Origin of the sequence: Sorangium sp. So ce367, assembly GCF_051520455.1 — a bacterium.
Classification (GTDB): domain Bacteria; phylum Myxococcota_A; class Polyangia; order Polyangiales; family Polyangiaceae; genus Sorangium; species Sorangium cellulosum_B.
This window is the reverse complement of record NZ_CP150334.1, coordinates 11,167,889-11,188,746: the sequence shown is the minus strand read 5'-3', so window position 1 is coordinate 11,188,746 and position 20,858 is coordinate 11,167,889. Positions and strand designations below refer to the sequence as shown.

Here is a 20,858-nt window from a genome sequence, read left to right as displayed (position 1 = left end):
CCGGACCCTGGCGGGACCTCTGGCGGGAAAGACTACCTCTCTTCACCGATAAGGCCCTGCCGCCGGCGCTCCCGGCAGCCGGCAGGAGCCGCTCGCGCAGGAGGGGTGGCCGAACCAGCCCGCGAGCCACTTCCGGTTGCCCGACAGCGCGTGGAAGAAGCGCTCCGCCATCTTCGAGAGCGTGTCGCCGCTCAGCCGGTACGACCATTCGCGATACCCCTCGAGCGCCCAGAGCGCCACGATGAAGGCCGCGGGGCCGGCCCAGACCTCGCCGCGATCGCTGATCACGACGAGCTCCTCGCCGAGCCAAGGCACGGCCCCGTAGCGCTCCGCCGCCTCGGGCGAGCCGGCGGGCAGGAACTCCATCTCGACAAGCGCCGTCTGGTGCTCCATCCAGTGGCGGCACCGCGCGCACAGCGCGCACTCGGCGTCATAGAGCACGGTGATTCGCTCGATCATGGCCCGCTCTCCTCGCAGCGCGGAGGCCAGGGCGCCTGGCCGCGCCGCCAGCGCGAGGCGCCACGGCGCCCCACGCCCGCGTCTGCGTTCGTCACGCCGAGACCTCCGCGACGGCCCGCCGGCGCTGTCGCTGCGCGGCCATCTCCTCTTCCGCGCGCTCCGTGCGCGGATCGATGCGCATCTGCGGCGCGACCGGAGGCGGCAGCACCGCGAGCTTCGCGCGGCGGCGGATGCGGTGGAACACGAGGAGGTTCATGAAGTGCATCACGGCGAGCGACAGCAAGAGCAGGCCCAGCTTCGACGACAGCACCTCGACCGCCTCCGTCATCGTCGCCGAGCCTTCCGCCTTCAGGATCAGCGACGCATACCCCAGGTTCACCAGGTAGAACCCCACCACGAGCAGGCGGTTCACCGCCTCGGCCATCCTCGGGTTGTCGGCGAACACCTCCTCCAGGAACACCGATCCATTCTTGAACAGCGTGCGGGCGATCCAGATCGTCAGTCCGACGCTGATGACCGCATAGGCCCCGTACACCGCGATGAGATAGCTTTCGACCGCTTCTGCCATGGTTCGTCTCCTCGACAGGCCTCTCAGCAGCGCCCGTGCCATCCGCGGGATCCGCGCTGATCGACCGGATGGAGGCGCGGCGGCGGGCCGCGGTGCCCAGGCCATGGGCAGGCCGCTGTCCACGCCGTGGACACCTCGCGCTCCCGGGGCCTCTGGCGCTATCGTCGGGGCTTCCTACCCCGCCGAGGCCTTGTGAGACCCCTGGTCGCTCTCGCGTACTACCCGCTCTGGGCCGCTGCCGTGACCGTCGCGGTCACCGCGCTGCGGCTCGGGCGCAACGTGGGCCGCGGCCTCGTCGCGCTCTGCTTCTTCCTCGCCTTCTGGGTCACAGGGCTCATCCTGCTCGAGACCGACGGCACGCTCGCCCTGGCCGAGCACGTCATTCCGAGCGGGATCATCGTCTGCGCGGGCCTCGCCCACGCCTACGCCGACGTCGCCGGCGCCTCGCGCCGCCCCGTCGTCCTGGCCTACGCCGTGAGCGCCGCGGTCGCGCTGCTCGGGGCTGTCGACCCGCGCCTCCTCTACGGTCCTGGCGCCCGCTCGCCGGGCCCGCTGTTCTTCCCGCTCTCGGCCGTCATGGCCGTCGCCTGGGTCGTGGTCGGCGTTCACCTCGGGCGCGCGGCGCTCGCGGCCCGGGGGCTCCAGCGGCGGCGCATCGCCGCGCTCTTCTTCGGCAGCGTGCTCGCCACGCTCGGGGGCGGCTTCGTCGTGGTGCTGCGTGTGCTCCGGCTCGGCGACGTGCTCCTCGGCGCGCCGCTCCTGCTCCTCGCCATCCTGCTCGTGGCCTACGCCGTGCTCATCGGCGAGCTGGGCCGCTCCCGCCGCGTCTTCGCGCAGGGGCTCGCCTACGCCGGCCTGACAGCGCTCCTCTCGACGCTCGGTCTCGTTGTCTTCTTCAAGGTCCTGCCCGCGCTTGCGCCGGGCGGCGGCGCGTCGCTCGGCTGGCTCGCCTTCGTCGTCTTCCTCGCCGCGCTCCCGTCCGATCCGCTGCGCATGCTCGTCGTCGAGCACCTCGGGCGCCGGCTGTTCTCGAGGCCCATCGGCGTCCGCGACCTCGCCGACGAGATCGAGCGCGTCGAGGTGCGCGCCGACCAGGCCGAGCGGCTCGCGGAGCTCGGCCGCCTCGCGAGCGCGGTCGCGCACGAGATCCGCAATCCGCTCGGGGTCATCGCCGCGCAGGCGAAGCTGCTCGAGCGGCAGGGCGCCAGGCCCGAGACCGTGGCGTCACTGCGCGCCCAGGTCGACCGGGCGAGGCGCTTCCTCGACGATCTCCTCCGCTACAGCCGCCCGAGGCCGCTCGAGGTGAGCGAGGTCGACGTGCTCTCCACGCTGCGGCTCGCGGCGAGCCAGGTCCGGCAGATCGTCGGTGAGGGCGCGCCGCCCATCGAGGTCGCGTCCGAGTCAGGCGGGTCGATCTTCGTCGAGGCCGACCGCGGGGCGTTCCTCGACGTGGCCACGGCGCTGCTGCAGAATGCGGCCATCGCGCTCGACGGGAGCCCCGAGGGGCGGATCCGGGCGGTGGTCGCGCGGGGCGACGGCGGCTTCGTTGTCGTGCGCGTGGAGGACAACGGCCCTGGGGTGCCGGCCGAGATCGAGGCGATGCTGTTCCAGCCGTTCGTGACGGGTCGGGGGCGAGACGCGAAGCACCCGGGCACGGGCCTCGGCCTGGCCGTCGCGGCGCGCTGGCTGGAGCGGCACGGGGGCGCGCTGCGCTACGAGCGCGCCCCGGGGGGCGGCGCGCGCTTCGAGGCGCGGTGGCCCGAGAGGGCGGCGGAGGCGGCGGGGTGACGCGGATGACCGCGGCCGGGTAGGTCTCGGGATCGCGACCGCGGAGCTTGCGGCTCGGCACGAGCGAGAAGAGGTTGGCCGCGGCAGAGGCGCGGTTGAACACGCGCCTTGCGGAGATTCCGCCGGAAAGCCTGGATGTGCTCTCGGAGGCGGAGCATCAGCACTTGTGGGCCGAGGTGGCCGTGCGACTAGGCGCGGAGCTCGACGCCGATCCGCCCCGGGGGCGACCTGCGGAGACGTCTCTCAGGATGCGCGCGCACGGCTCGATGACGCCTGCTGCTCGCCGACATCCCACTCAAACTAGGTCTTGCCGTAGAGGCTTCCAGGCGACCGCTTCGATCCGTATCGAATCTTGCCGATACAAGGAGGTCGCCATGAAGTGTTCCGTGGTTGCTGGAGGAGTGTTTGCCGCAGCAGCGACGACGGGGCGGAGTCGAACGCCATCATCGTGTCGTTGATCGCCTCCTGCGCCCTGCACCAGATTGACCCCTGGGCCTACCTTCGCGACGTGCTGATCCTGTTGCCGAGCTGGCCGCGCGACCGGGTCCTCGAGCTCGCTCCCAAGTCCTGAAAGCAGACCCTCGAGAACACCGACGCTCGGCAGCGGCTCGCTGCCAGCTCGTGGACGGCGCTGGTGTTGACGCTCAGGCTGGCCGATGCTCCGCCGAGCAAGCCGCTTGATGGCCATCGCGGGTGTGCGCGGTTGCGGTCAAGGAGAGCGATGGCCATCGCTCGGACGCGCGCCCCCGTGCTCCCGGTCAGACGAGGTTGGCCGGAAGCGCGGCATACGTGTTCCACTGCTATACCGGCAGGCTACTGTAACATCGATCACGACCCACGACCATTTTGCGGCCCTGGTTCTGCGCCGCCCCGTGTTAGCATCAGCAGCACGCCACCATGGAAGCAACGAACGACCCCGCACTCTGGGAAACACGGTACGCACAGATAAACACGATCGTACATCCGCTCGTCGCGGAGAGCGAAACGCTAAGAACCCGGAGCGAAACATCGCCTATCTGGAAGAGCAACGATGCATTCATACAGGCATCAACCAGCTACTCCTGCGTAGTGCTCACTTATCTCGCTGGATTCGCGGCGATTCATCAGGACTCCCCGGGAATCGACACAAGCGAAGGACTGCGCACATGGATAAAAAAACGTCGATCGCAACAGGAGTGCGATGGCGATCGCGAGCATGCACGCCTCAGCACTGTGCTCGACCTTGGAGGGATTTCTTCGTGCGACTGCGGCTGACTGGGTAGATCAGACCATTGTCGATCGAATTCGCGCAGAGTATCAACGGCCAACGCGCTCTGGTTCAACGGAAACACTTAACAACCGACTCGACGCCGCGCGCAAGCAGCTTGACACCTGGCTGAAGCCTAGCGGAGGAGCTGCCTTCAACGAATGGCTCAAGGTCGTACGATGCACATTTCAGTGCTCTTTTCCGCAGCTCGCAGAGACCATTGTCGACGACCTGATTCGATTCAGGCACACAATTACGCACCCGCAGGAGCTGCCAACAGAGGGCAAAATCAATAGTCCACACGCAGCCAGAATTAGCTGCTGGGGATTGGCCACAATTGCGCTGACCACCACAGTGACTCACTCCATAGCCAGAGCAAGCATCGAGATTTGATGAGGAACTCCCTCGCGTCGCCGACGACCGCAGCTCGGCGGACCCAGTGGTCCCGCTCGGCGCGGTCGGTGCTCGCGAGGACGCGCTCCCGCGCCGCGGGCTATGGAGAACTCCAGCCCGTGTCCTCGGTCAGGCGACCCTGCCGGCCCCCTGCCCAAGGCTGGTCCTCACAGCCGAGCGAGCCGGCCGTCTTCAAGAAGCACCCAAGGGGCCGAAGGCGAGTACGCCTCGGTCCCGGCGACGGGCAGGCGTGGCGCGTCCGAGAGCTGATCGAGCCCCTTGTCTCGGAGCCGTCTCCCGCGTTCGGTGAGGCGATAGACTTCCGAGAGCATCGGGTAACCGGCGTTAGGCGGCTTCGGTCCAGGGGCGCGCTCCACCGCCGCACTCGACTCGTGATCTGCCCAGTGCTCCAGTCGGCGCGGTAGAAACAGATCGCCTGTACAGAAAAGGAGATGCCACATATCTACCAGCGTCTCCGACTTCTGCGCGGCCACGCCCGCCGGAGTCTGCCAGTCGGACGACAGGCGAGAAAGCGTGATCTCGTCGAATCGACTCAGGCGCAAGGCTCCTTCCGTGGTCCTTCTTGGAAAGAAGGAAGAGAGGAATACCCACAGGGGAGCAAGCTCTGGAAAGCCTTCGACACCAGTAGAGCAGCTCTCTACGAACGGCAAGGGGTCCTCGTCGACGTAGCTGTTCCAGAGGCGAACGGCGCGAGCGTAGCGTTCGGGCGGCCAGGGGCTCGCCTTCTCGATACGCGCGAGAAGGGTGTCGTCAGGGTGGTCGGACACCGATTGACTGCAATCAAACGGACGCTTCGATCCCTCGTGACTTCTTGCCCTTGAACGGGTGACGGGCTCAAGCTCGAGGATGACGATGTCGTTGCAGGCGAGCCCTAGGTCGCGCAACCAGCTACAGGTCCGCCAGAGATTCACCCGCTCGTGGAGGCTCGATGATACCCACGTTATGACAGGCAACTCCCACCGGGTCTCCGACGAATAGAGGCTATCCCATAGCTCGTCCGAGTTCCACCACATCTGACGCTTCCGTACATGCTCCAGAGGACTCGGCTGGCTCGGTCCGGTAAGAAGGCGGTCGGAAGCGAGCACGATACGGGTCGCGCCGATGCGCAGCAGTTGTTCCGCGGTCGGCGCGTCGAAGGTGACATGCGTTGCCGTGCGGATGTCAGTGAGGGGTGTCATGGTCAGCGAAACCCACAACTATAGCACTCTCTGAACTTGTAATCATGCTCCTGCCAGCAATTGTCCTGGCAGATGGAGCAGAGCGTGTAGCCTGTGTTGACGTAGCGGTTGCATGGATAGCCCTTTGCGACGCAGGCGTCGTACATCTCGGTGCATTTGTTGATTGGTGAGCATCCCCCCGCCATCGCAAGCTGTGCGCTGCCCACATCGTCGTCTTCCGGCTCGTCTTCTTCCCCGTTGCTGGGGTAGTCTCCCGCCCCTACAGATTCTGTCGGGTATCCAGCACCCGCGCTTCCCGGATCGACCGTGTCGCAAGTGTATGCCATGTCGCATGCAGACGCGAACACCATCCCAAGGACGCCGCACAGCACGAGTGCGCTCGCCTTCTTCAAGCCGTCTCCCATGTTTTCCTCCCTATTCCGGATGGGTGCATCCGTTCTCCCACCGGAAGGGCGGCGTCAACGGTGATCTGAACCGCAATTATGTCCCTACTGTTCATGCGCCGGTATGCCAAGCGCGGCGGGTCGCGGCGGTGGATCGGAGCGCCCGCCAGCGCGCGGGCCGCCGTCACCGGGGGGTGTCAAGATAGTTGACCGGCAACTCGGTCAGGTCGCCACGAGTGCTTTGGCCTCGTGGGTGTGAGGGTTGAGCGTGACGGGGCCGATGGGCGTCCAGTTACGCGTCTGGCGGGTCCAGCGCCGGGGTGTCCTGCGGCGAGCCCGCTGGTAGAGGGCGTGGCGGGCGGCGAGCAGCGCGCCGTCGTGCCCTTGGTGGCGGTCGTTGGGGGTGACGAAGCGGATGCTGCTGTGCAGGTGCTCGCCGTTGTACCAGGCGACGAAGCGCTCGACCCAATGGCGCGCCTGCTCGACCGTGGCGAACGGGCGGCGTGGGTAATCGGGCCGGTACTTGAGCGTGCGGAAAAGGGCCTCGGCGTAGGGGTTGTCGTCGCTGACGCGAGGGCGGCTGAAGGAGGGTACGCCGCCCAGGCGCTGGAGGTTGGCGAGCATGGTCGAGCCTTTCATCGGGCCGCCGTTGTCCGCGTGCAGCACCAGGCAGCCAGAGCCCACGTTCTCGCGGCCGAAGGTCTGCTCGACGAGGCGAGCAACAGCCAGCATCGACTCCTCGGTCTCGACCGACCAGCCGACAATCTTGCGGCTATAGACGTCCACCACCAGGTACAGGAAGTAGAACTCTCCGCGCACCGCGCTCTTCAGGTAGGTGATGTCCCAACACCAGACCTGATTGGGCTGTTTGTAAGCGCTGCATGAAGCGCCGTCGGCCCCAACCTCGGTCAGCTGGTGCAGGATGGGGGCGATGGAAGCGCTCCGGTCAGCTCGTCGTGCGCTGCTCTTCCGCGGGAAGCGGGGGCGGGACGGTGATCGGCCCGAGGGCGAGCTTCAGCTCGTCGGCGACGAGCCGGGTGCGAATGCGCGCCCAGTACCTGGGGGCGAGCTCGAGGTAGCGGTCCCGCGGCCAGTAGGGCATCACGCGGATGACGTCGGCGAGGTAGGCCTCGGGGTCGAGACCGTGGAGCTTGCAGCTTGCCACGAGCGAGAAGAGGTTGGCGGCGGCCGAAGCGTGGTCGTCGCTGCCGAAGAAGAGCCAGGACTTACGGTTATGTGGAGCTCCACATAAGCGAAAAAACTATCTATTCGCGGGCTCCGATAAGGGCGCTCAGCGCCTGGCCATCGGCTATACGATCTTCGGCTCGTGTCGGATGCACGGAGTCACCCCGCTCGCCTGGGCGACAGACGTCATCGGCAAGCTGAAGGCGGGCTGGCCGCGCGACCGGCTGGACGAGTTGCTGCCCGACGTATGGGCGAGATCGTCGCACGCTGCTCCGAGAGCCGGCGACACCGACGCGACCTGAACAACGCGGGCCTCCGCCGGCGACGCAGGCGGAGGCCACCTCGCCGGGCCCCGTGCAGAACCGCCTGTGCCCGCGCCGAGTCCGGGGCCGACGCCGCCCCGCGTCCAGCATCGTCGACCCCGGCGAGCGCCGCAAGGGGCCGTGCCCATGACGGTGGCCGGGTGGTTACGCCACGGTGGCGTTCAGGAGGGGCTCAAGATCGCGCGCGCCGGGCGCTGGCGAGGCTGACCACGGGCGCGACGTGTGCGGGCGCCTTCAGGGCGCTGAAGAGCTCCGAGAGGGTGCGAGCGGCGATCTGCGCGGTCGCGAGGTCGCCCGCCGCGTGGGCGGCGGTGATGGTCTGCGTCAGGGTCGCGACGAGCACCTGGCGCGGACTGCTCGCCCGGAGCGTGGCCAGGGCCGCTTCGGGTCGAGTAGTGGTCGTCTGCGCCGCCTGGTTGATGACCGCTGAGGGCACCGCCGGAAGCGTCATGGAATCGTCCGGCCGACCAGAGATCGCGGGGTTAGCGCCCATCATCGCCAAGTCGACGCCGGCCTCGACCCCCTCAAAACCCGCTGAAACCCGCCCGATCGCATCATCCCGCTCCCCCTGGAAAAGTGACGCTATATCAACAGCTTATCCATGTATCGAAGGAGCCGCCTTCACCGCACAGCCTGCGGGGCGCACAGCCACGCACCTCAGACGTCCCGCTCCTGAAGTCGGCACCCACGGCGTCGAGGCAGCAGCTATGATGTTGCCCCGCCACGGAGCCTTGGCGCTGTGGGGCAGCTGAACGGAAGGGAAACGAAGTGAGAAGCAGGGGTGTCATCAGCTCGTCCGTCGCGCTGGGGGCGGCGGCGTTAATCCTCGCCGGCTGCGGCGAAGGCGACGGCCTTCGCAGGGCACAACTGGCCGTCGGACAGGAGCTCGCCTCGGAGGCGGAGCCCAACGGGACGGCGTTGCAGGCGAACGCCATCTCCAGCGACACGGTCGTGCACGCCAACCTCTTGCCAGACGGCGACACGGATCTCTTCTCGTTCCAGGCGCCCGCCGGGAGCCGTGTCTACGCCGCCGTGATGACAGCGTCTTCCACTGCATCGCAGGACGCCGACCTCGACATCCTCGATCAGGACGGCACGACCGTACTGGAGACCGACGTCTTCAACGGGTCGTTCGGAGGCTCCTCGCCGAGCATCGCTGGCACGCCCCTCGCGACCGCGGGAACCTACTACGCGCGCGTGCGCGTGCCCTCCGCGACCGCCCAGCTGCGCCCCTACGACCTCCACCTCAAGGTGCAGAGCGGCGCGCCCACGGCGGAGGTCGAGCCGAACGACACGACGCCGCAGGCGCTCCCCGCGACCGGCTGGATCGCTGGCACGCACAGCAACGCGAGCGATGTCGACAGCTACTCGCTCTCCGTCAACGCCGGCGACACCCTCTTCGCGAGCCTCGATCAGGATCCGACGCGCGACCTCACGCAGTTCGCTGCCGCGCTCGCGATCGGTCCCTTCGGGTCCGGGTTCGACATCCAGGTGGACAACCAATCCGGGCCTGTCGAGACACCGTACTCGGACGCCATCTTCGCGACCGTCAAAGCAGCGGGCACCTACAGGGTGACCGTGACCGGCTCGGTGACGGCGGGTGATTACGGGCTGAGCGTGAGCGTGCATCCGGCGGCGCCGAGCGTGGGGTGCACCACGTACGACAGCGCGAGCGTGCCGAGGGACATCGTCTTCGGCGCGCCCACGACGTCGTTCATCAACGTCCCGGGCGCGCCCCGTATCGGTGACCTGAACGTGAGCGTCCGGCTCAGCCATCCCATGCCCCCCGACGTGGACGTGTACCTCGTCTCGCCGGCCGGCAACACCAACGGTCTCTTCACCGATATCGGCAACAGGACCTACCCGAACCTCGATATCACGATCGACGACGAGGCTGCGTTCCCGGCCGGACACTTCGCCCTGCTGAACGGCATGATGGTGCAGCCGGAGCTCGACTACCGCTTGCGCTGGTTCGATGGGGAGAACGCTGGAGGCCGGTGGACGCTCACGCTCCGGGACGATACGGACAACTCGAACAACCTCGGCGTGTTGTCCGCGTGGAGCCTCACGATCTGCGACGCGCCGATCCCCGCGCTCTCGTGCTCGGGCGGCGATGCCCCGTCCACCCGGCTGTCGGCGGACTTCGAGGGCGGCGCGCAGGGCTTCACGCACGCCGGCACAGCCGACGCGTGGGCGCTCGGCACACCGAGCGCCGCGCCGATCGCGACGTGCAACGGCGGGACGCAATGCTGGAAGACGAACCTCTCGGGCGTGTACAACGCGAGCTCGAATCAGGACCTCGTCTCCCCGCCGATCGACCTGTCCGGGGTGCAGGCGCCGATCCAGCTCCGCTGGGCGATGAAGTACCAGCTCGACAACGCGTCCTCGGATCACGGGTGGGTGGAGATCCGAGAGGTCGGGGGTGCGAACGCCAGACGTCTCTGGGAGTTCCTTGACGCATCGATGACCACGACCGTCGGTAGCTCCAACCTCGTGCTCCAGGAGAGCGCGGGATGGGGCACGCACTACGCCGACATCAGCGGATACGCCGGGAAACGAGTGGAGGTGGTGTTCCACCTCGACAGCGACGCGAGCGTCCAGCTTGCCGGTCTCGCGATCGATGACGTGTCGGTCCTCGGCTGCCCGCGCAGCAGCACGGGCGAAGGCGGCGGTACCGGCGGCGGAAGCACCACGGGTGAGGGCGGCGCGACGGGCAGCGGCGCCGGCGGCGCGGGGACCGGCGGCGCCACGGCGACCAGCGGCGCCGTCACGAGCGGCGCAAGCACCACGGGTGAAGGCGGCGCGACGGGCAGCGGCGGTGGCGGCGCAGGGGGCGGCGGCGCCGCGACGGGCAGCGGCGCCGGCGGCGCAGGGGTCGGCGGTGCCGCGGCGGGCAGCGGCGGCAGCACCACGGGCGAAGGCGGCGCGACGGGCAGCGGCGCCGGCGGCGCGGGGACCGGCGGCGCCACGGCGGTCACCGGCGCCAGCACGAGCGGGAGCAGCTCCACGGGCGAGGGCGGCGCGACGGCCAGCGGCGCTGGCGGCGCGGGAACCGGCACCGCCACGTCGGGCAGCACCACGGGCGCCGGCCCGAACGGCGACCCATCCGCCAGCAGCGACACGACGGGCGGCTGCGGGTGCCGCTTCGTGGGTCGCGAAGAGCCCCCCTGGCCATGGCCCGCGGCGCTCGCGCTCATCACGCTGCTCAGAATGCGTCGCAAGCGGTTGCGCTCGCCAAGCCCCTGAGGAGATCCTGCCCAGATGACCCCTCAAACCGTCGATATCCTCGATCCGGACCTCTACCTCGCGGGCGCGCCGCACGATCGCTTCGAGATCCTCCGCCGAGAGGCGCCCGTCCACTGGCACCCCGAGCCGGCGGGCAGGGGGTTCTGGGCGATCACGCGGCACGCCGACGTCGCCCGCATCTCGCGCGATCCGGCCGCGTTCTGCTCGGGGCGCGGCATCTTCATCGAGGACTTCCCGCCGGGGGACATGCGCGACAACCCCGATGTCATGATCATCATGGATCCGCCCCGGCACGCCCGGTTCCGGGCGCTGGTCAGCAAGGGGTTCACGCCCCGTGTCATCCAGCGCCTCGAAGGCCACGTGCGGGAGCTCGTGACGAGGCTCATCGACGACGCCTGCGAGCGCGGCGGGTGCGACTTCGCCAGCGACATCGCGGGCAAGCTGCCTCTCTCCGTGATCCTCCAGGTGATCGGCGTCCCCCGCGAGGATCAGGAGCAGATGCTCGACTGGACGACGCGGTTCTTCGGGGCCAGCGATCCCGCCTACGGCGTCACGCCCGAGGAGCTGAACGCCGTGCTCCACAACATGAACGCCTATGCGCACCAGCTCGCCGAGCAGCGGCGGAAGGAGCCCAAGGACGACATGCTGAGCTTGCTCATGGCCGCCGAGGTGGACGGCGAGAAGCTCTCCTATACGGAGTTCGGCGGCTTCTTCAACCTGCTGCTCACGGCCGGCCACGACACCACGAAGAACCTCATATCCAACGGGATGCTCGCGCTCCTCGAGCACCCCGACCAGCGCCGGCGCCTGCTCGACGATCCCTCGCTCCTCCCGACCGCCATCGAGGAGATGCTGCGCTTCACGCCGCCGGTCTATTACTTCCGGCGCTCCGCGGTGCGGGACATCGAGCTCCACGGGCAGCGGATCGCCGCCGGGGACAAGGTGGTGCTCTGGTACGTCTCGGCCAACCGCGATGAGGCGGTCTTCAGCGATCCGCACAAATTCGATGTCGGCCGGACGCCCAACGAGCACCTCTCCTTCGGCATCGGCCCGCACGTGTGCCTGGGCCTCGTGCTCGCGCGCCTGGAAGCGCGGGTCGCCTTCGAGGAGCTCCTGCGCAGGCTCCCCGATCTCGAGCTCGCCGGGCCGGCCGTGCGGCTCCGCTCGAACTGGGTGAGCGGCGTGAAGTCGATGCCGGTCCGGTGCGAGCGCCCTGCCCGGTAGCGCGGTGCGCCGAGCCGCATGCGGCGGCGGCGCCCGGGGCCGCGGCGGTCCCGCGCACCCGAGGCGCCGCTCGAGGCGCTTAGGCGCTCGCTCGGCTGACCGATCATGACCAGCTCTTCTCGCTGAAGCGGTACACGACCGTTCCGAAGGCGTGCGCGATCCGAGAGGCGCCGTCGACGACGGCGACGTCGGTCCAGCAGATCCGGGCATCGCGCGCACGCACGACGGCGCGCGCGACGAGCCCGGCTCGGGGCAACGGTCCGAGGACCTGCGCGCTCAGGGCGATCGTCGCGCCCGACGCCCCCGGCGACGGCGGGACGACCGTCCACGGGCAGGTGGCGCCTGCGGCATCGAGGAGCGTCAGGACGGCCCCTTCGTGCGTGGCGCCGTTGCCGTCGAGGTTCGTCGCAGCTGCATCCATCGCCATCTCGACCGCCCCGCGGCGCATGCCCAGGAGGCGCAGCTGCCTTCGCGACAGGAATGGACTGGCCGCCATCGCCGCGCGGATCGCTCCCGCGCCGCCGCCCTCCGCGTCGTCCGAGGGAGCGACGCCGGCGCGCTCTCCCTCGGGAAGATCGGTAAGGGGACGCAATTCCGCCGGTGCGCTGTCCGGCCCGGCCTCGCTCACGGTCGACGAGGCGTGTGCGACCGCATTCCCGTCCACGTCCGTGATGAGCGTCTCGAAGAAGCCCAGCTCACGCACGCGGCGCAATGCCCGCGTCTCGACCGTCACCGCCTTGCGCGCCGCGCGCACGTAGCCCACGTGCATCGAGACGGTGCGGAGTGGCTCCGTGACCGCGCGAGAGGGATCACGCGCGATGGCGTGCGTGGAGATCGACACGAGCGACGCGAGCGCGCCGCCGTGGACCAGCCCGAACATGGTATTCCGCTCTTCGTAGGGCAGGAAGAGGCGCGATCGCGCGTCGTCGGCGGCCTCGATCTTCACCCCGAGGTCGGCCGGATAGGAGCCGTCCTCGAACCACGTCTTGAGGTTCTTGGTCATGCGGTAGTCTGCTGAGGTTGGCCGGAGTCGTCCAGCCTCGCATACGGACCTTCCGGCCGTTCGTCCTCCAGGCACGAGGTACCGGGCGAAACCGGGTGAAGCACGGAGAGCGCCGCGCCCCCACCCCGCGCACCCCTGGATCCGCGCCCTGGCAACGCGGTACGGTCACCCGTGACCGAGACCGTCCTGCTCATCGACGACGATCCGGGGTTCCGCGACGCCTACCGCGAGCTGCTCGCGCTGGAGGGGTACGCCGTCGCCGAGGCCGGGGCCGCCCCGAAGGCGCTCTCGGAGCTCCGCCGCACCAGCGCGCGCCTCGTCGTGCTCGACCTGATGCTCCCGCCGACGGGCCGCGCCGAGGAGGGCGCGGCGCTCGCGGACAGGCTCCTCGCCGAGCGGCCCGCGGCCAAGGTGATCGTCGTCTCGGGCGCGGGTGAGACCCCGCTCGCCTTGCGCCTCGTCGAGCGCGGCGCGTACGACTTCCTGGCCAAGCCCGTCGACCCCGACGTGCTGCTCTCCGTGGTGGCCCGCGCGGCCGCGCGCCTCGCGCTGGAAGATCGGGTCGCGGAGCTCGAGCGCTCGCTCGCCGCCCGCGAGGGCGACGCCTCGGCGATGCTCGGTCAGTCGCCGGCCTTCCTCGAGGCGAGGACGCTGTGCGAGCGCGCGGCGCCGACCGACGTGCCGGTGCTCATCACCGGCGACTCGGGCACGGGCAAGGAGGTGTTCGCCCGCTACCTGCACGCAAGGAGTCGCCGGAAGGACAAGGCCTTTATCGCGGTCAACTGCGGCGCGCTCGCGCCGACGCTCCTCGAATCGACGCTGTTCGGCCACCGGAAAGGCGCCTTCACGAGCGCGATCAAGGACGCTCCCGGCCTGTTCGTCGAGGCGGACGGAGGGACCCTGTTCCTCGACGAGATCGGCGACATGGAGCCGGCGCTGCAAGTGAAGCTCTTGCGCGTGCTCGAGACGGGCGAGATCCTGCCGGTGGGCGCGGCGCGCCCGCTGACCGTGGACGTCCGTGTCGTGTCGGCCACCCACAGAGCGCTCGAGTCGATGGTGGCGGACAGGACCTTTCGCGACGACCTCTACTGGCGCGTGCGCGGGATCGAGATCGCCTTGCCGCGGCTCGCGGATCGCGTGGGCGATCTGCCGCTCCTCGCGCAGCACTTCCTGAACCTGTCGCGGGCCCTCGTGCCGCGCTCGCCGGTGACCGCGATCTCGCCCGGCGCGATGCGCCGGCTCGAGGCCTGCGACTGGCCCGGCAACCTGCGAGAGCTCCGGCACGAGATGCAGCGCGCACTCGTGATGGCCGGGGGCAGGGGAGAGATCCTCGAGGAGGACCTCTCGCCGGCGCGGCGAGGCAGCGCGCCCGCGGCGCCGGCAGGCGACGAGCCGGCCGAGGGGGCGACGCTGGAAGAGAAGATCGCGGCGCTGGAGCGGCGCGAGATCGCCGCCGCGCTCCGGGCGACGCAGGGCAACAGGAGCCAGGCAGCAGCGCGGCTCGGGCTGTCGCGGCAGGGGCTGCTCAACAAGATGGATCGTCACGGGCTGAAGTGATCTCGGTCGCTCGTGTGCTCATGAAGGAAGATTTTGATCGAGCAAGAATGACACGGGATCTCGCGGCCTGAAGTGATCTCGGTTACTCATGTGTTGGTGAAGGAAAAATTCAATCGATCGAGAACGACACGGAATCGGAAAGCACCCACAAAAACATGAGCCGCGGCGAGCGCAGGCCGGCACTGAAGGAACCGAGAGCGCGGCTCCTCGTGAGCTGCAGCTGGGGCGGGTGGATCGAGAACATGGTCCCGCCGGCTCGGGGTCGCCTGTGCGCCCCGATCCGGCGCGATGCCCGCCGCCTGACACGCGGGATGTCGCTCGCTCCTCGCGAGGAGCGCCCATCGCGCGATGCGCAACTTCAGGAGGAATCATGACGCTTGGCAGGTTCGTGCTCGTGGGGTGTCTGTCGCTGGTGGGCTCCGCTCTCGTCGCCTGTGGGAACGGCGACCCGGACGGCCTGGGCGAGGGGAGAGGCAACGTGGTCGGGACTCCGTCCGGGTCCGAGGGGGACGGCTGTACGCTCACCCAGGGCTACTGGAAGAACCACGAGGAGAGCTGGCCGGTGTCGTCGCTCACCATCGGCGGCGTGACGTACTCCCAGGAGGAGCTGCTCGATCTGTTCGCCACGGCGCCGGGTGGCGACAAGAGCCTGATCCTGGTCCACCAGCTGGTCGCCGCGCGGCTCAACGTGGAGAGCGGCGCGAACGACGAGGCCCTGGACGGGGCGCTTGCGGAAGCCGAGGCGTGGATGGCCGACGAGGACAACAAGGACGCCGATGGCCGGCTCCCCTATGGCGTGATGGGAGGCAGCGCGGCCAGCGAGGCTGTCTCGCTCTCGGAGACGCTCACGACGTTCAACGAGGGTCGCCTCGGTCCCTCCCACTGTCACCATGGTCCTGGCGGCGGCTCCGGCAGCACCTCCGGCGACCCCGGGGATAGCAGCAGCTCCGGCGATCCTGGCGGCAGCGACGACGGCGGGCACGATTGCCCCGATGACGGAAGCACGGGCGAGACCGATGGCGGCGGCGGCTCCGACCCCGGCGGCAGCTCCGACCCCGGCGGTGGCGAAGGCGGGTCGGCTTCGACGTGCGCGGATCCTTGCAGCGACGGCTGCACCGATGGCTACATCTGTGTCGCCGGGTGCTGCGCGTTCATCGCCAACTGACCCAACCGCGAGCCAAGCTCCGATGACAGCTCACGTGGGTGCCGCGGCTGCCGCCGCGCACCCGCCGGGATCAAGGTGCGCGTCGCGCCGGTCCAATTTGATTGACGCCGTTCATGTGAACGCTCACAGTCGACTCGTCGATCCTTCTTCCGCTTTGCCACGGACAGGCGTGCCGTGCGCACCGGGCCTTTCGTCACTCCTGCGTGTCCGCCGTGACGGTCGGGCTGGTGCCTCCAGGTGAGTCGCATCCTCGCCCGAGATCATCGCGGGATCGGCACGCGGCGAGCGCGGAGAGACGAATCGGGCGATCACGAGAGGGTCTAGACGATGCCGAGATTAGCTGCTTATTCCTCCTTTCCTGTCGTCGCCTTGATGGTCCTCGCTTGCTCGTCAGAGACAGGCTCGCCCGGCACGGGAGGCGGCGGAGCCGATCAAGCCACGGGCGGCGCAGGCGGGGCCCAGACGTCTGCGAGCAGCGGGGAGACCACCTCCACAGGGGGAACGAGCAATGACGCCAGCTCCTCCAGCAGCAGCACGACAGGTGGCTCGACCGGGGGCGGACCGCAGGCCGGGGCCGGTGGCATGGGGACCGGCGGCACGGAATCACCGGCGGGCAACCCGAGCCGAGGCTGCGGCAAGTCGGGGCGGCCCGAGGGCGGGAAGGTGACGGTCGACGGCGATCACATCTACACGTTCCCGGACAGCTACGATGGCAAGACCCCTCTCCCCCTCTTGATGGGCTTCCACGCCTGCGGCAACCCGATCGACCAGTTCATCAACCTCACGCGAGGGTCGGCCTTCGAGACGGAGTACGTGCGCGCCGTGGGGAGGTCGTCGGACGGGGGTGGATGCTGGAACTACAACAGCGACATCGCCAAGGTCCTGCGGATCTACGACGACCTCATGGACAGCTACTGCATCGACATGGACCGCGTGTTCGCCACCGGCCACAGCTCCGGCGCGCAGATGATCGTGCAGATCTTGGCGCACAAGTCCGACGCCGAGCACTTGAACTTCAAGGCGGTCGCGCCCGTCGCGGCCTCCGATTACGGCGCGCTGCAGGTGCCCACGCCCGTGATGTACATCCAGGGCCAGAACGACACGGTCCGCGGGGGAGACGGGGCGAGCACGGTCGCGAGGTTCCGCACCGCCAACGGGTGCGAGATGAGCTCGACGCCGTATTCCCAGGTGATGGGCTGCCAGAGCAGCGGCAAGACGGTGAACCCCGGCTGCATCTCCTACAGCGGCTGTTCGGAGCCCACGATCTGGTGCTCCCACGACGATCCCTCGTACAGCAACACGAGCCACGGCGTGCCGTGTTTTGCCATCAAGGCGATGTACGACTTCTTCACGGGCATGCCGTGAGGACGCCCCGAGCTGCGTTTGCGAGCGCCGCCTGCGGGCCGCCTCCCTGAGCTCACGGGCTCGGTGCAAACGTCACGCGGACCGTCACCGCGGACGTGACACGGATACTGCCGGGCTCGACGGAAAAGCCGTCCGCGCCGCCGAGCCCCTTCATCTGCTGCGCAAATGCAGAGCGCTCCTGCTGAACGACCGAGATCGACCGCAGGTCGACGATCCTGACGTTCGCCGCCTTGGCCACCGCCTTGGCGTTCGCCTGCGCGTCCTGCACGGCGGCCGCGAGGGCGCTGCGGCGCGCGTCGGTGCGGTCGCTCAAGAAGAACTCGAGCCCGCCGACGTCGTTGGCGCCCGAGGCGAGCGCGGCCTGGAGGATCCTCGAGCCCGCGGCCTGGAGCTCGGCCGGCGACGCGCCCCGCAGCGCGACGGAGAGCTGGCTGGAAGCCGAATAGCCGATGATCCTGGGCTCGGTGATCTCCTCGTGCGGCACGTGCGACTCCCGGATCGGCGAGAGCGAGATATCGACAGTGCGGATCTCCAGCCCCGGGATGGCGAGGCCACGCAGGGCGGCGAGCACGGCCTGCGACCTGCCAGCGGCCTTGTCGCGCGCGGCCCCGAGCGTCTTTTCGCGCACCTCCACGCCGATGCTCGTGCGCATCGAGTCCGCAGGCCTCACGACCTCGCCGATGCCGCCGATCGTGATGGTCCGGTTCTCGTCATTCTCCGCCGTGGCGCCGGGCTCCTTGGCTGCGAGGCGATCCGCCGCGAGGGCCTGGGCGACGGGGCGTCCGGCCAGCGCGGTCGACGAAATGCAGGTCATGACGCCGAGCGCGAGCCCTGCGATCAGGCTTCCCGTGAGGGTCGGCATAGTACGACGCATCGCGATTCTCCTCCTTCGAGCGGATCGGCTGCCCTGGCAGTCGAATTGGCCGTCAGCGCACCGAATCTAGGGCGGAGGCGGCTCGACCGCGAGGGGCGGGCTCAAGGGGCCTTCGCGTCGGTGAAGTACGGCCTCTGCCCGCGAGGCGCCCGCATGCCCAGCTGCGGGCCTGCCCCGGGTTGACAGGACCTCCTTCTCTGCCCGGCTCGCGCCTCACGCGCCCAGCTCGAAGAGCTGCATCGCGACCAGCGCGACGCAATCGGGCTCGCGCGAATCCGACACGATCTGCCGGAGCTCGTGGAAATACCGCACGTGCAAGGCCCGCAGCCGCGCGAGGTCGCCGCGCGCGACGCTGACGAGGTTGTAGGAGTACAGCCCAGGATCGCCGCGGCGCTGCCGGTCCGCGGCGACGTCGAGCCAGTGCGCTTTCAATCGCTGTCGCGGCTCGGCCGCGCCGCGGGTCATGTCGACCGTCTCGGCCGTGGCGGCGTACCGCCCGCCGCGCCATCGGATCAGGCCTGCCCGCGACAGGGCCTCGAGGCACGCGCGCACCTCGTCGCGCGGGAGCGCGAGGCGAGCGGCGACCCACGCGTCGTCATGGCAGGGGAGGGCCGCGTAGCCCGCGAGCTCGAGGACGCGCAGGACCGCGTGAGACCACGGGAGCTCCGTCGCTATCCGCCGGCGCTCCTCGAGCACACCGAAGTCGCGCGCCACCGAGGGCAGCTGTCCCGGAGGGACGAAGAGCGCGAGGAAGTCGAGGAGCCGGTCGGTCGTCGCGTCGACGAGGGCCAGCACGTCGGGCAGCCGCGGCTGGGAGGTGCCCGCGATGAAGCGCGACACCTGGGACGCGCTGCGCCCGATGCGAGCGCCGATCTCGGCGTTGCTCAGCCCGCCCTTGACGACCTGAAGGAGGGTGGCCGTGAGGGCCGGGTCGGAGACGGCGACGCCCGCGCCGAAGGCCGACTCCTGGCGCACGAAGTCCGAGAGCACACGGTGGACGTCAACGCCGTTGTACGCCGCGACGCGCAGCACCGTGGGGAACGTGGGAAAGCGCCGCCCGGACTCCCAGCCGAAGGCGACGTTCGTTCCGTAGCCGAGCCGGACGCTCAGCTGCCGCTGCGAGCGCCGGCCGCGGAGCGCCCGGCAGAAATCCCTCGCTATTTCAGCGTATTGCGATGGTTTGTATCGCATCTATGCATCGAACATAGCACATCGGAGCGATAGATAATGCGTAACTGCGCTACGAGGCGCTTGCGGGGGCTCCTGCGCTGCGGCAAGTGGATGTCGATGGAGGCTGCGATGAACGTACGGCTTGCTTGCTGGCTCGTGGCGGGGCTGCTCATCGGGTGCACGCGCGGGGGACAGACGGGGGAGGTCGCCGCCGATCCCTGCGACTTCCTCCCGCAGTCAACGGGTCAGGCCGTGGAGCATGCCCTCTCGGACCCGACGCCCCTTGGCGTGAGCGGCCAGGAGGCCATCGACGCGACCGGGGGGGCCGGAAGCTTCGACGTGACATGGGCCAACGGGACGACGAGCGCCGTGAGCTGGTCCCTCGCCGCCGACACCGAGAGCTCACCGGTCGTGGCGTACATCGACCGCAGCAGGGAGTGCTCCGACGCGTATCTGCAGATCCTCGTGCTCGGGAATCTATCGAGCAGCGACGGCATCCTCCACCACGAGCAGCGCGGGGCGCTCTACCGGGGCGACGACGGGGCCGCGGACCTTCGCCTGTCCTTCCTCTTCGACGAGAACCCGTTCCCGGACGTGTACGCCGGCCGCGGATCGGGGGACAGCTGCGCCGGGTGCGGCGGCGCATTCGAGCTCTCCGTCGAATCGCGCTGGGCGGCGGGCGAGTCGACCCCTCGGGGCCATGTGGACCTGATCGAGAACGGGACGCTGCTCGGCGAGGTCGGCGCCTTTTGACGGCGCGCCGGTCAGGGCAAGGCGGTGGTGATCACCTCCTTGATGGTCGCTGTGCTCTGGCCGGGGCGGTCGACACACGACGGGTAGTACTGACCGGCCCCGTTGAGGCTCTGGCAGACCCCGCTGCAGGGTCCGACCATGCGGATCACCCCGCACCCCACGATCTGGCCGTCGGACAGCAGGTGGCCCGCGGCGCAGTCGCGCTGGTAGGCGCGCGAGTTGGCGACCGTCGCGCTGTTGTAGCAAGCGTTGACGTAGGGCTGCGCCGCGAACAGGTTGCCCCAGAAGGCCCCCTCGACGTCCGGATAATCGATGAGCTCCTGGCTCGAGGAGAGCGTCTTCAGCGGCTCCCGCAGCGAGCGGGCGGAGAGGAGCACCGGTACTTGATAGTAGTTCACGCGCGCCGCCACGCAGCTGGAGACCATGCGCTGCCCGAGCTCGTCGAGCGGCCCTGTCGCCCAGGTCGGCGCGGCGCCGAGCAGCCCGGGGTAGCGCTCGTTGTGGATGGTGCCGCCGGAGTCCGTCCACGAGAAGGCGAAGTACGCCGTGCTGTTCAAGGCGCAGCTCGTCGCATAACGCATGAACTCGCGCGCCAGCGCCCCGCTCGGACCCGGATCCCGGATCGCGGCGAGGTTTTGCGCGCTGAGACCGTTGAGGTTCAGTGCGTTGAGGTTCAATGCGTTGAGGTTCAATGCGTTGAGGTTCAGGGCGTTCGCGCTGAGCGCGTTGCCGCCGAGAAGGGCGCCCTGGGATTCCCCCACGAGCTCCTCCAGCGCCTCGGTGTCCCCCACCTCCGCGGCGCAGCCCGACAGCACCCCGGCCCAGACAAGCACGATGAATGTCTCCTTGAGCGACATGGGTTCCCCCCCATTTCTGGCGCATACCCGGCGGCTCCCTGCGCGCGGCGCGCGAGCGCGGGCTCACCAGCATCGCCCATAGGTTGACTATGGGTTCAAT

General features: G+C 69.2%; 19 protein-coding genes and 2 pseudogenes. 10 read left to right on the top strand and 11 right to left on the bottom strand.

Features of this window, described 5'->3' with window-relative positions:
- Nucleotides 1–42 precede the first annotated feature (42 nt).
- Together WME97_RS42410 and WME97_RS42405 are read right to left on the bottom strand one after the other, a co-directional pair.
- Entirely contained in the window at nt 43–459 is a 417-nt protein-coding gene (locus tag WME97_RS42410; protein WP_012240487.1) for a thiol-disulfide oxidoreductase DCC family protein, read from the bottom strand.
- Nucleotides 460–550: 91 nt separating this feature from the next.
- Entirely contained in the window at nt 551–1,027 is a 477-nt protein-coding gene (locus tag WME97_RS42405) for a hypothetical protein (RefSeq protein WP_437546413.1), read from the bottom strand.
- A 192-nt stretch (nt 1,028–1,219) separates the two neighbouring features.
- Between WME97_RS42405 and WME97_RS42400 the strand changes: the two genes are divergently transcribed.
- From WME97_RS42400 to WME97_RS42390, 3 genes are all read left to right on the top strand, one after another.
- On the top strand, nt 1,220–2,815 hold the full coding sequence (locus WME97_RS42400) for a sensor histidine kinase (RefSeq protein ID WP_437546412.1): 1,596 nt from the start codon (nt 1,220–1,222) through the stop codon (nt 2,813–2,815).
- 379 nt (nt 2,816–3,194) lie between these two features.
- A complete protein-coding gene (locus WME97_RS42395; RefSeq protein WP_437546410.1) occupies nt 3,195–3,386 on the top strand; it encodes a transposase domain-containing protein in 192 nt (63 codons plus the stop codon).
- Between the two features lie 609 nt (nt 3,387–3,995).
- Complete coding sequence (locus tag WME97_RS42390; RefSeq protein ID WP_437546408.1) at nt 3,996–4,454, top strand: hypothetical protein; 459 nt, start codon at nt 3,996–3,998, stop codon at nt 4,452–4,454.
- 167 nt (nt 4,455–4,621) lie between these two features.
- Here WME97_RS42390 and WME97_RS42385 read toward each other — a convergent pair whose 3' ends face one another.
- From WME97_RS42385 to WME97_RS42370, 4 genes and pseudogenes are all read right to left on the bottom strand, one after another.
- Nucleotides 4,622–5,653, bottom strand: a complete 1,032-nt coding sequence (locus WME97_RS42385; protein ID WP_437546406.1) for a hypothetical protein — start codon at nt 5,651–5,653, stop codon at nt 4,622–4,624.
- 2 nt (nt 5,654–5,655) lie between these two features.
- A complete protein-coding gene (locus WME97_RS42380) occupies nt 5,656–6,057 on the bottom strand; it encodes a hypothetical protein (protein ID WP_437546404.1) in 402 nt (133 codons plus the stop codon).
- A 201-nt stretch (nt 6,058–6,258) separates the two neighbouring features.
- Nucleotides 6,259–6,900: pseudogene (locus WME97_RS42375) on the bottom strand (transposase); the annotation flags it as partial.
- A gap of 82 nt (nt 6,901–6,982) precedes the next feature.
- The gene (locus WME97_RS42370; RefSeq protein WP_437546402.1) at nt 6,983–7,201 is read right to left on the bottom strand and encodes a transposase domain-containing protein; all 219 of its coding nucleotides are present in this window, start codon (nt 7,199–7,201) and stop codon (nt 6,983–6,985) included.
- Between the two features lie 88 nt (nt 7,202–7,289).
- Between WME97_RS42370 and WME97_RS42365 the strand changes: the two are divergent.
- Nucleotides 7,290–7,523: pseudogene (locus tag WME97_RS42365) on the top strand (transposase domain-containing protein); the annotation flags it as partial.
- A gap of 193 nt (nt 7,524–7,716) precedes the next feature.
- Here the strand turns inward: WME97_RS42365 and WME97_RS42360 are convergent.
- Nucleotides 7,717–7,995, bottom strand: coding sequence for a hypothetical protein (locus WME97_RS42360; RefSeq protein WP_437546400.1), 279 nt, complete (start codon nt 7,993–7,995; stop codon nt 7,717–7,719).
- 317 nt (nt 7,996–8,312) lie between these two features.
- Between WME97_RS42360 and WME97_RS42355 the strand changes: the two genes are divergently transcribed.
- Together WME97_RS42355 and WME97_RS42350 are read left to right on the top strand one after the other, a co-directional pair.
- Nucleotides 8,313–10,790: a proprotein convertase P-domain-containing protein gene (locus WME97_RS42355; RefSeq protein ID WP_437546398.1), complete on the top strand. Its 2,478-nt coding sequence runs from the start codon at nt 8,313–8,315 to the stop codon at nt 10,788–10,790.
- Nucleotides 10,791–10,805: 15 nt separating this feature from the next.
- Nucleotides 10,806–12,014 (top strand): cytochrome P450, encoded by a 1,209-nt coding sequence (locus WME97_RS42350; RefSeq protein ID WP_437546396.1) that lies wholly within the window; start codon nt 10,806–10,808, stop codon nt 12,012–12,014.
- Nucleotides 12,015–12,117: 103 nt separating this feature from the next.
- On the opposite strand, the gene WME97_RS42345 is transcribed toward WME97_RS42350, so the two are convergent.
- Nucleotides 12,118–13,017, bottom strand: a complete 900-nt coding sequence (locus tag WME97_RS42345; protein WP_437546395.1) for a PaaI family thioesterase — start codon at nt 13,015–13,017, stop codon at nt 12,118–12,120.
- A 171-nt stretch (nt 13,018–13,188) separates the two neighbouring features.
- On the opposite strand from WME97_RS42345, the gene WME97_RS42340 reads away from it, so the two are divergent.
- The 3 genes from WME97_RS42340 (at nt 13,189) to WME97_RS42330 (ending at nt 17,104) form a co-directional block, all read left to right on the top strand.
- Entirely contained in the window at nt 13,189–14,574 is a 1,386-nt protein-coding gene (locus tag WME97_RS42340; RefSeq protein ID WP_437546393.1) for a sigma-54-dependent transcriptional regulator, read from the top strand.
- A gap of 370 nt (nt 14,575–14,944) precedes the next feature.
- Nucleotides 14,945–15,739, top strand: a complete 795-nt coding sequence (locus WME97_RS42335) for a hypothetical protein (RefSeq protein WP_437546391.1) — start codon at nt 14,945–14,947, stop codon at nt 15,737–15,739.
- Between the two features lie 327 nt (nt 15,740–16,066).
- Entirely contained in the window at nt 16,067–17,104 is a 1,038-nt protein-coding gene (locus tag WME97_RS42330; RefSeq protein WP_437546389.1) for an alpha/beta hydrolase family esterase, read from the top strand.
- A gap of 52 nt (nt 17,105–17,156) precedes the next feature.
- Here WME97_RS42330 and WME97_RS42325 read toward each other — a convergent pair whose 3' ends face one another.
- Together WME97_RS42325 and WME97_RS42320 are read right to left on the bottom strand one after the other, a co-directional pair.
- Nucleotides 17,157–17,978, bottom strand: a complete 822-nt coding sequence (locus tag WME97_RS42325) for an SIMPL domain-containing protein (RefSeq protein ID WP_437546387.1) — start codon at nt 17,976–17,978, stop codon at nt 17,157–17,159.
- A 213-nt stretch (nt 17,979–18,191) separates the two neighbouring features.
- Nucleotides 18,192–19,169 (bottom strand): DUF4423 domain-containing protein, encoded by a 978-nt coding sequence (locus tag WME97_RS42320; protein WP_437546385.1) that lies wholly within the window; start codon nt 19,167–19,169, stop codon nt 18,192–18,194.
- Between the two features lie 108 nt (nt 19,170–19,277).
- Between WME97_RS42320 and WME97_RS42315 the strand changes: the two genes are divergently transcribed.
- The gene (locus WME97_RS42315; RefSeq protein WP_437546383.1) at nt 19,278–19,901 is read left to right on the top strand and encodes a hypothetical protein; all 624 of its coding nucleotides are present in this window, start codon (nt 19,278–19,280) and stop codon (nt 19,899–19,901) included.
- An 11-nt stretch (nt 19,902–19,912) separates the two neighbouring features.
- Here WME97_RS42315 and WME97_RS42310 read toward each other — a convergent pair whose 3' ends face one another.
- The gene (locus tag WME97_RS42310) at nt 19,913–20,758 is read right to left on the bottom strand and encodes a hypothetical protein (RefSeq protein WP_437546381.1); all 846 of its coding nucleotides are present in this window, start codon (nt 20,756–20,758) and stop codon (nt 19,913–19,915) included.
- Nucleotides 20,759–20,858: the final 100 nt, after the last annotated feature.

Bases quoted from the DNA above. Each gene is read 5' to 3' on its own strand.
- WME97_RS42350 (WP_437546396.1), top strand. From the start codon at position 10,806: ATGACCCCTCAAACCGTCGATATCCTCGATCCGGACCTCTACCTCGCG.
- WME97_RS42410 (WP_012240487.1), bottom strand. From the start codon at position 459: ATGATCGAGCGAATCACCGTGCTCTATGACGCCGAGTGCGCGCTGTGC.
- WME97_RS42325 (WP_437546387.1), bottom strand. From the start codon at position 17,978: ATGCGTCGTACTATGCCGACCCTCACGGGAAGCCTGATCGCAGGGCTC.
- WME97_RS42405 (WP_437546413.1), bottom strand. From the start codon at position 1,027: ATGGCAGAAGCGGTCGAAAGCTATCTCATCGCGGTGTACGGGGCCTAT.
- WME97_RS42330 (WP_437546389.1), top strand. From the start codon at position 16,067: ATGCCGAGATTAGCTGCTTATTCCTCCTTTCCTGTCGTCGCCTTGATG.
- WME97_RS42310 (WP_437546381.1), bottom strand. From the start codon at position 20,758: ATGTCGCTCAAGGAGACATTCATCGTGCTTGTCTGGGCCGGGGTGCTG.
- WME97_RS42345 (WP_437546395.1), bottom strand. From the start codon at position 13,017: ATGACCAAGAACCTCAAGACGTGGTTCGAGGACGGCTCCTATCCGGCC.
- WME97_RS42360 (WP_437546400.1), bottom strand. From the start codon at position 7,995: ATGACGCTTCCGGCGGTGCCCTCAGCGGTCATCAACCAGGCGGCGCAG.
- WME97_RS42320 (WP_437546385.1), bottom strand. From the start codon at position 19,169: ATGCGATACAAACCATCGCAATACGCTGAAATAGCGAGGGATTTCTGC.
- WME97_RS42390 (WP_437546408.1), top strand. From the start codon at position 3,996: ATGGCGATCGCGAGCATGCACGCCTCAGCACTGTGCTCGACCTTGGAG.
- WME97_RS42315 (WP_437546383.1), top strand. From the start codon at position 19,278: ATGAACGTACGGCTTGCTTGCTGGCTCGTGGCGGGGCTGCTCATCGGG.
- WME97_RS42380 (WP_437546404.1), bottom strand. From the start codon at position 6,057: ATGGGAGACGGCTTGAAGAAGGCGAGCGCACTCGTGCTGTGCGGCGTC.
- WME97_RS42335 (WP_437546391.1), top strand. From the start codon at position 14,945: ATGACGCTTGGCAGGTTCGTGCTCGTGGGGTGTCTGTCGCTGGTGGGC.
- WME97_RS42385 (WP_437546406.1), bottom strand. From the start codon at position 5,653: ATGACACCCCTCACTGACATCCGCACGGCAACGCATGTCACCTTCGAC.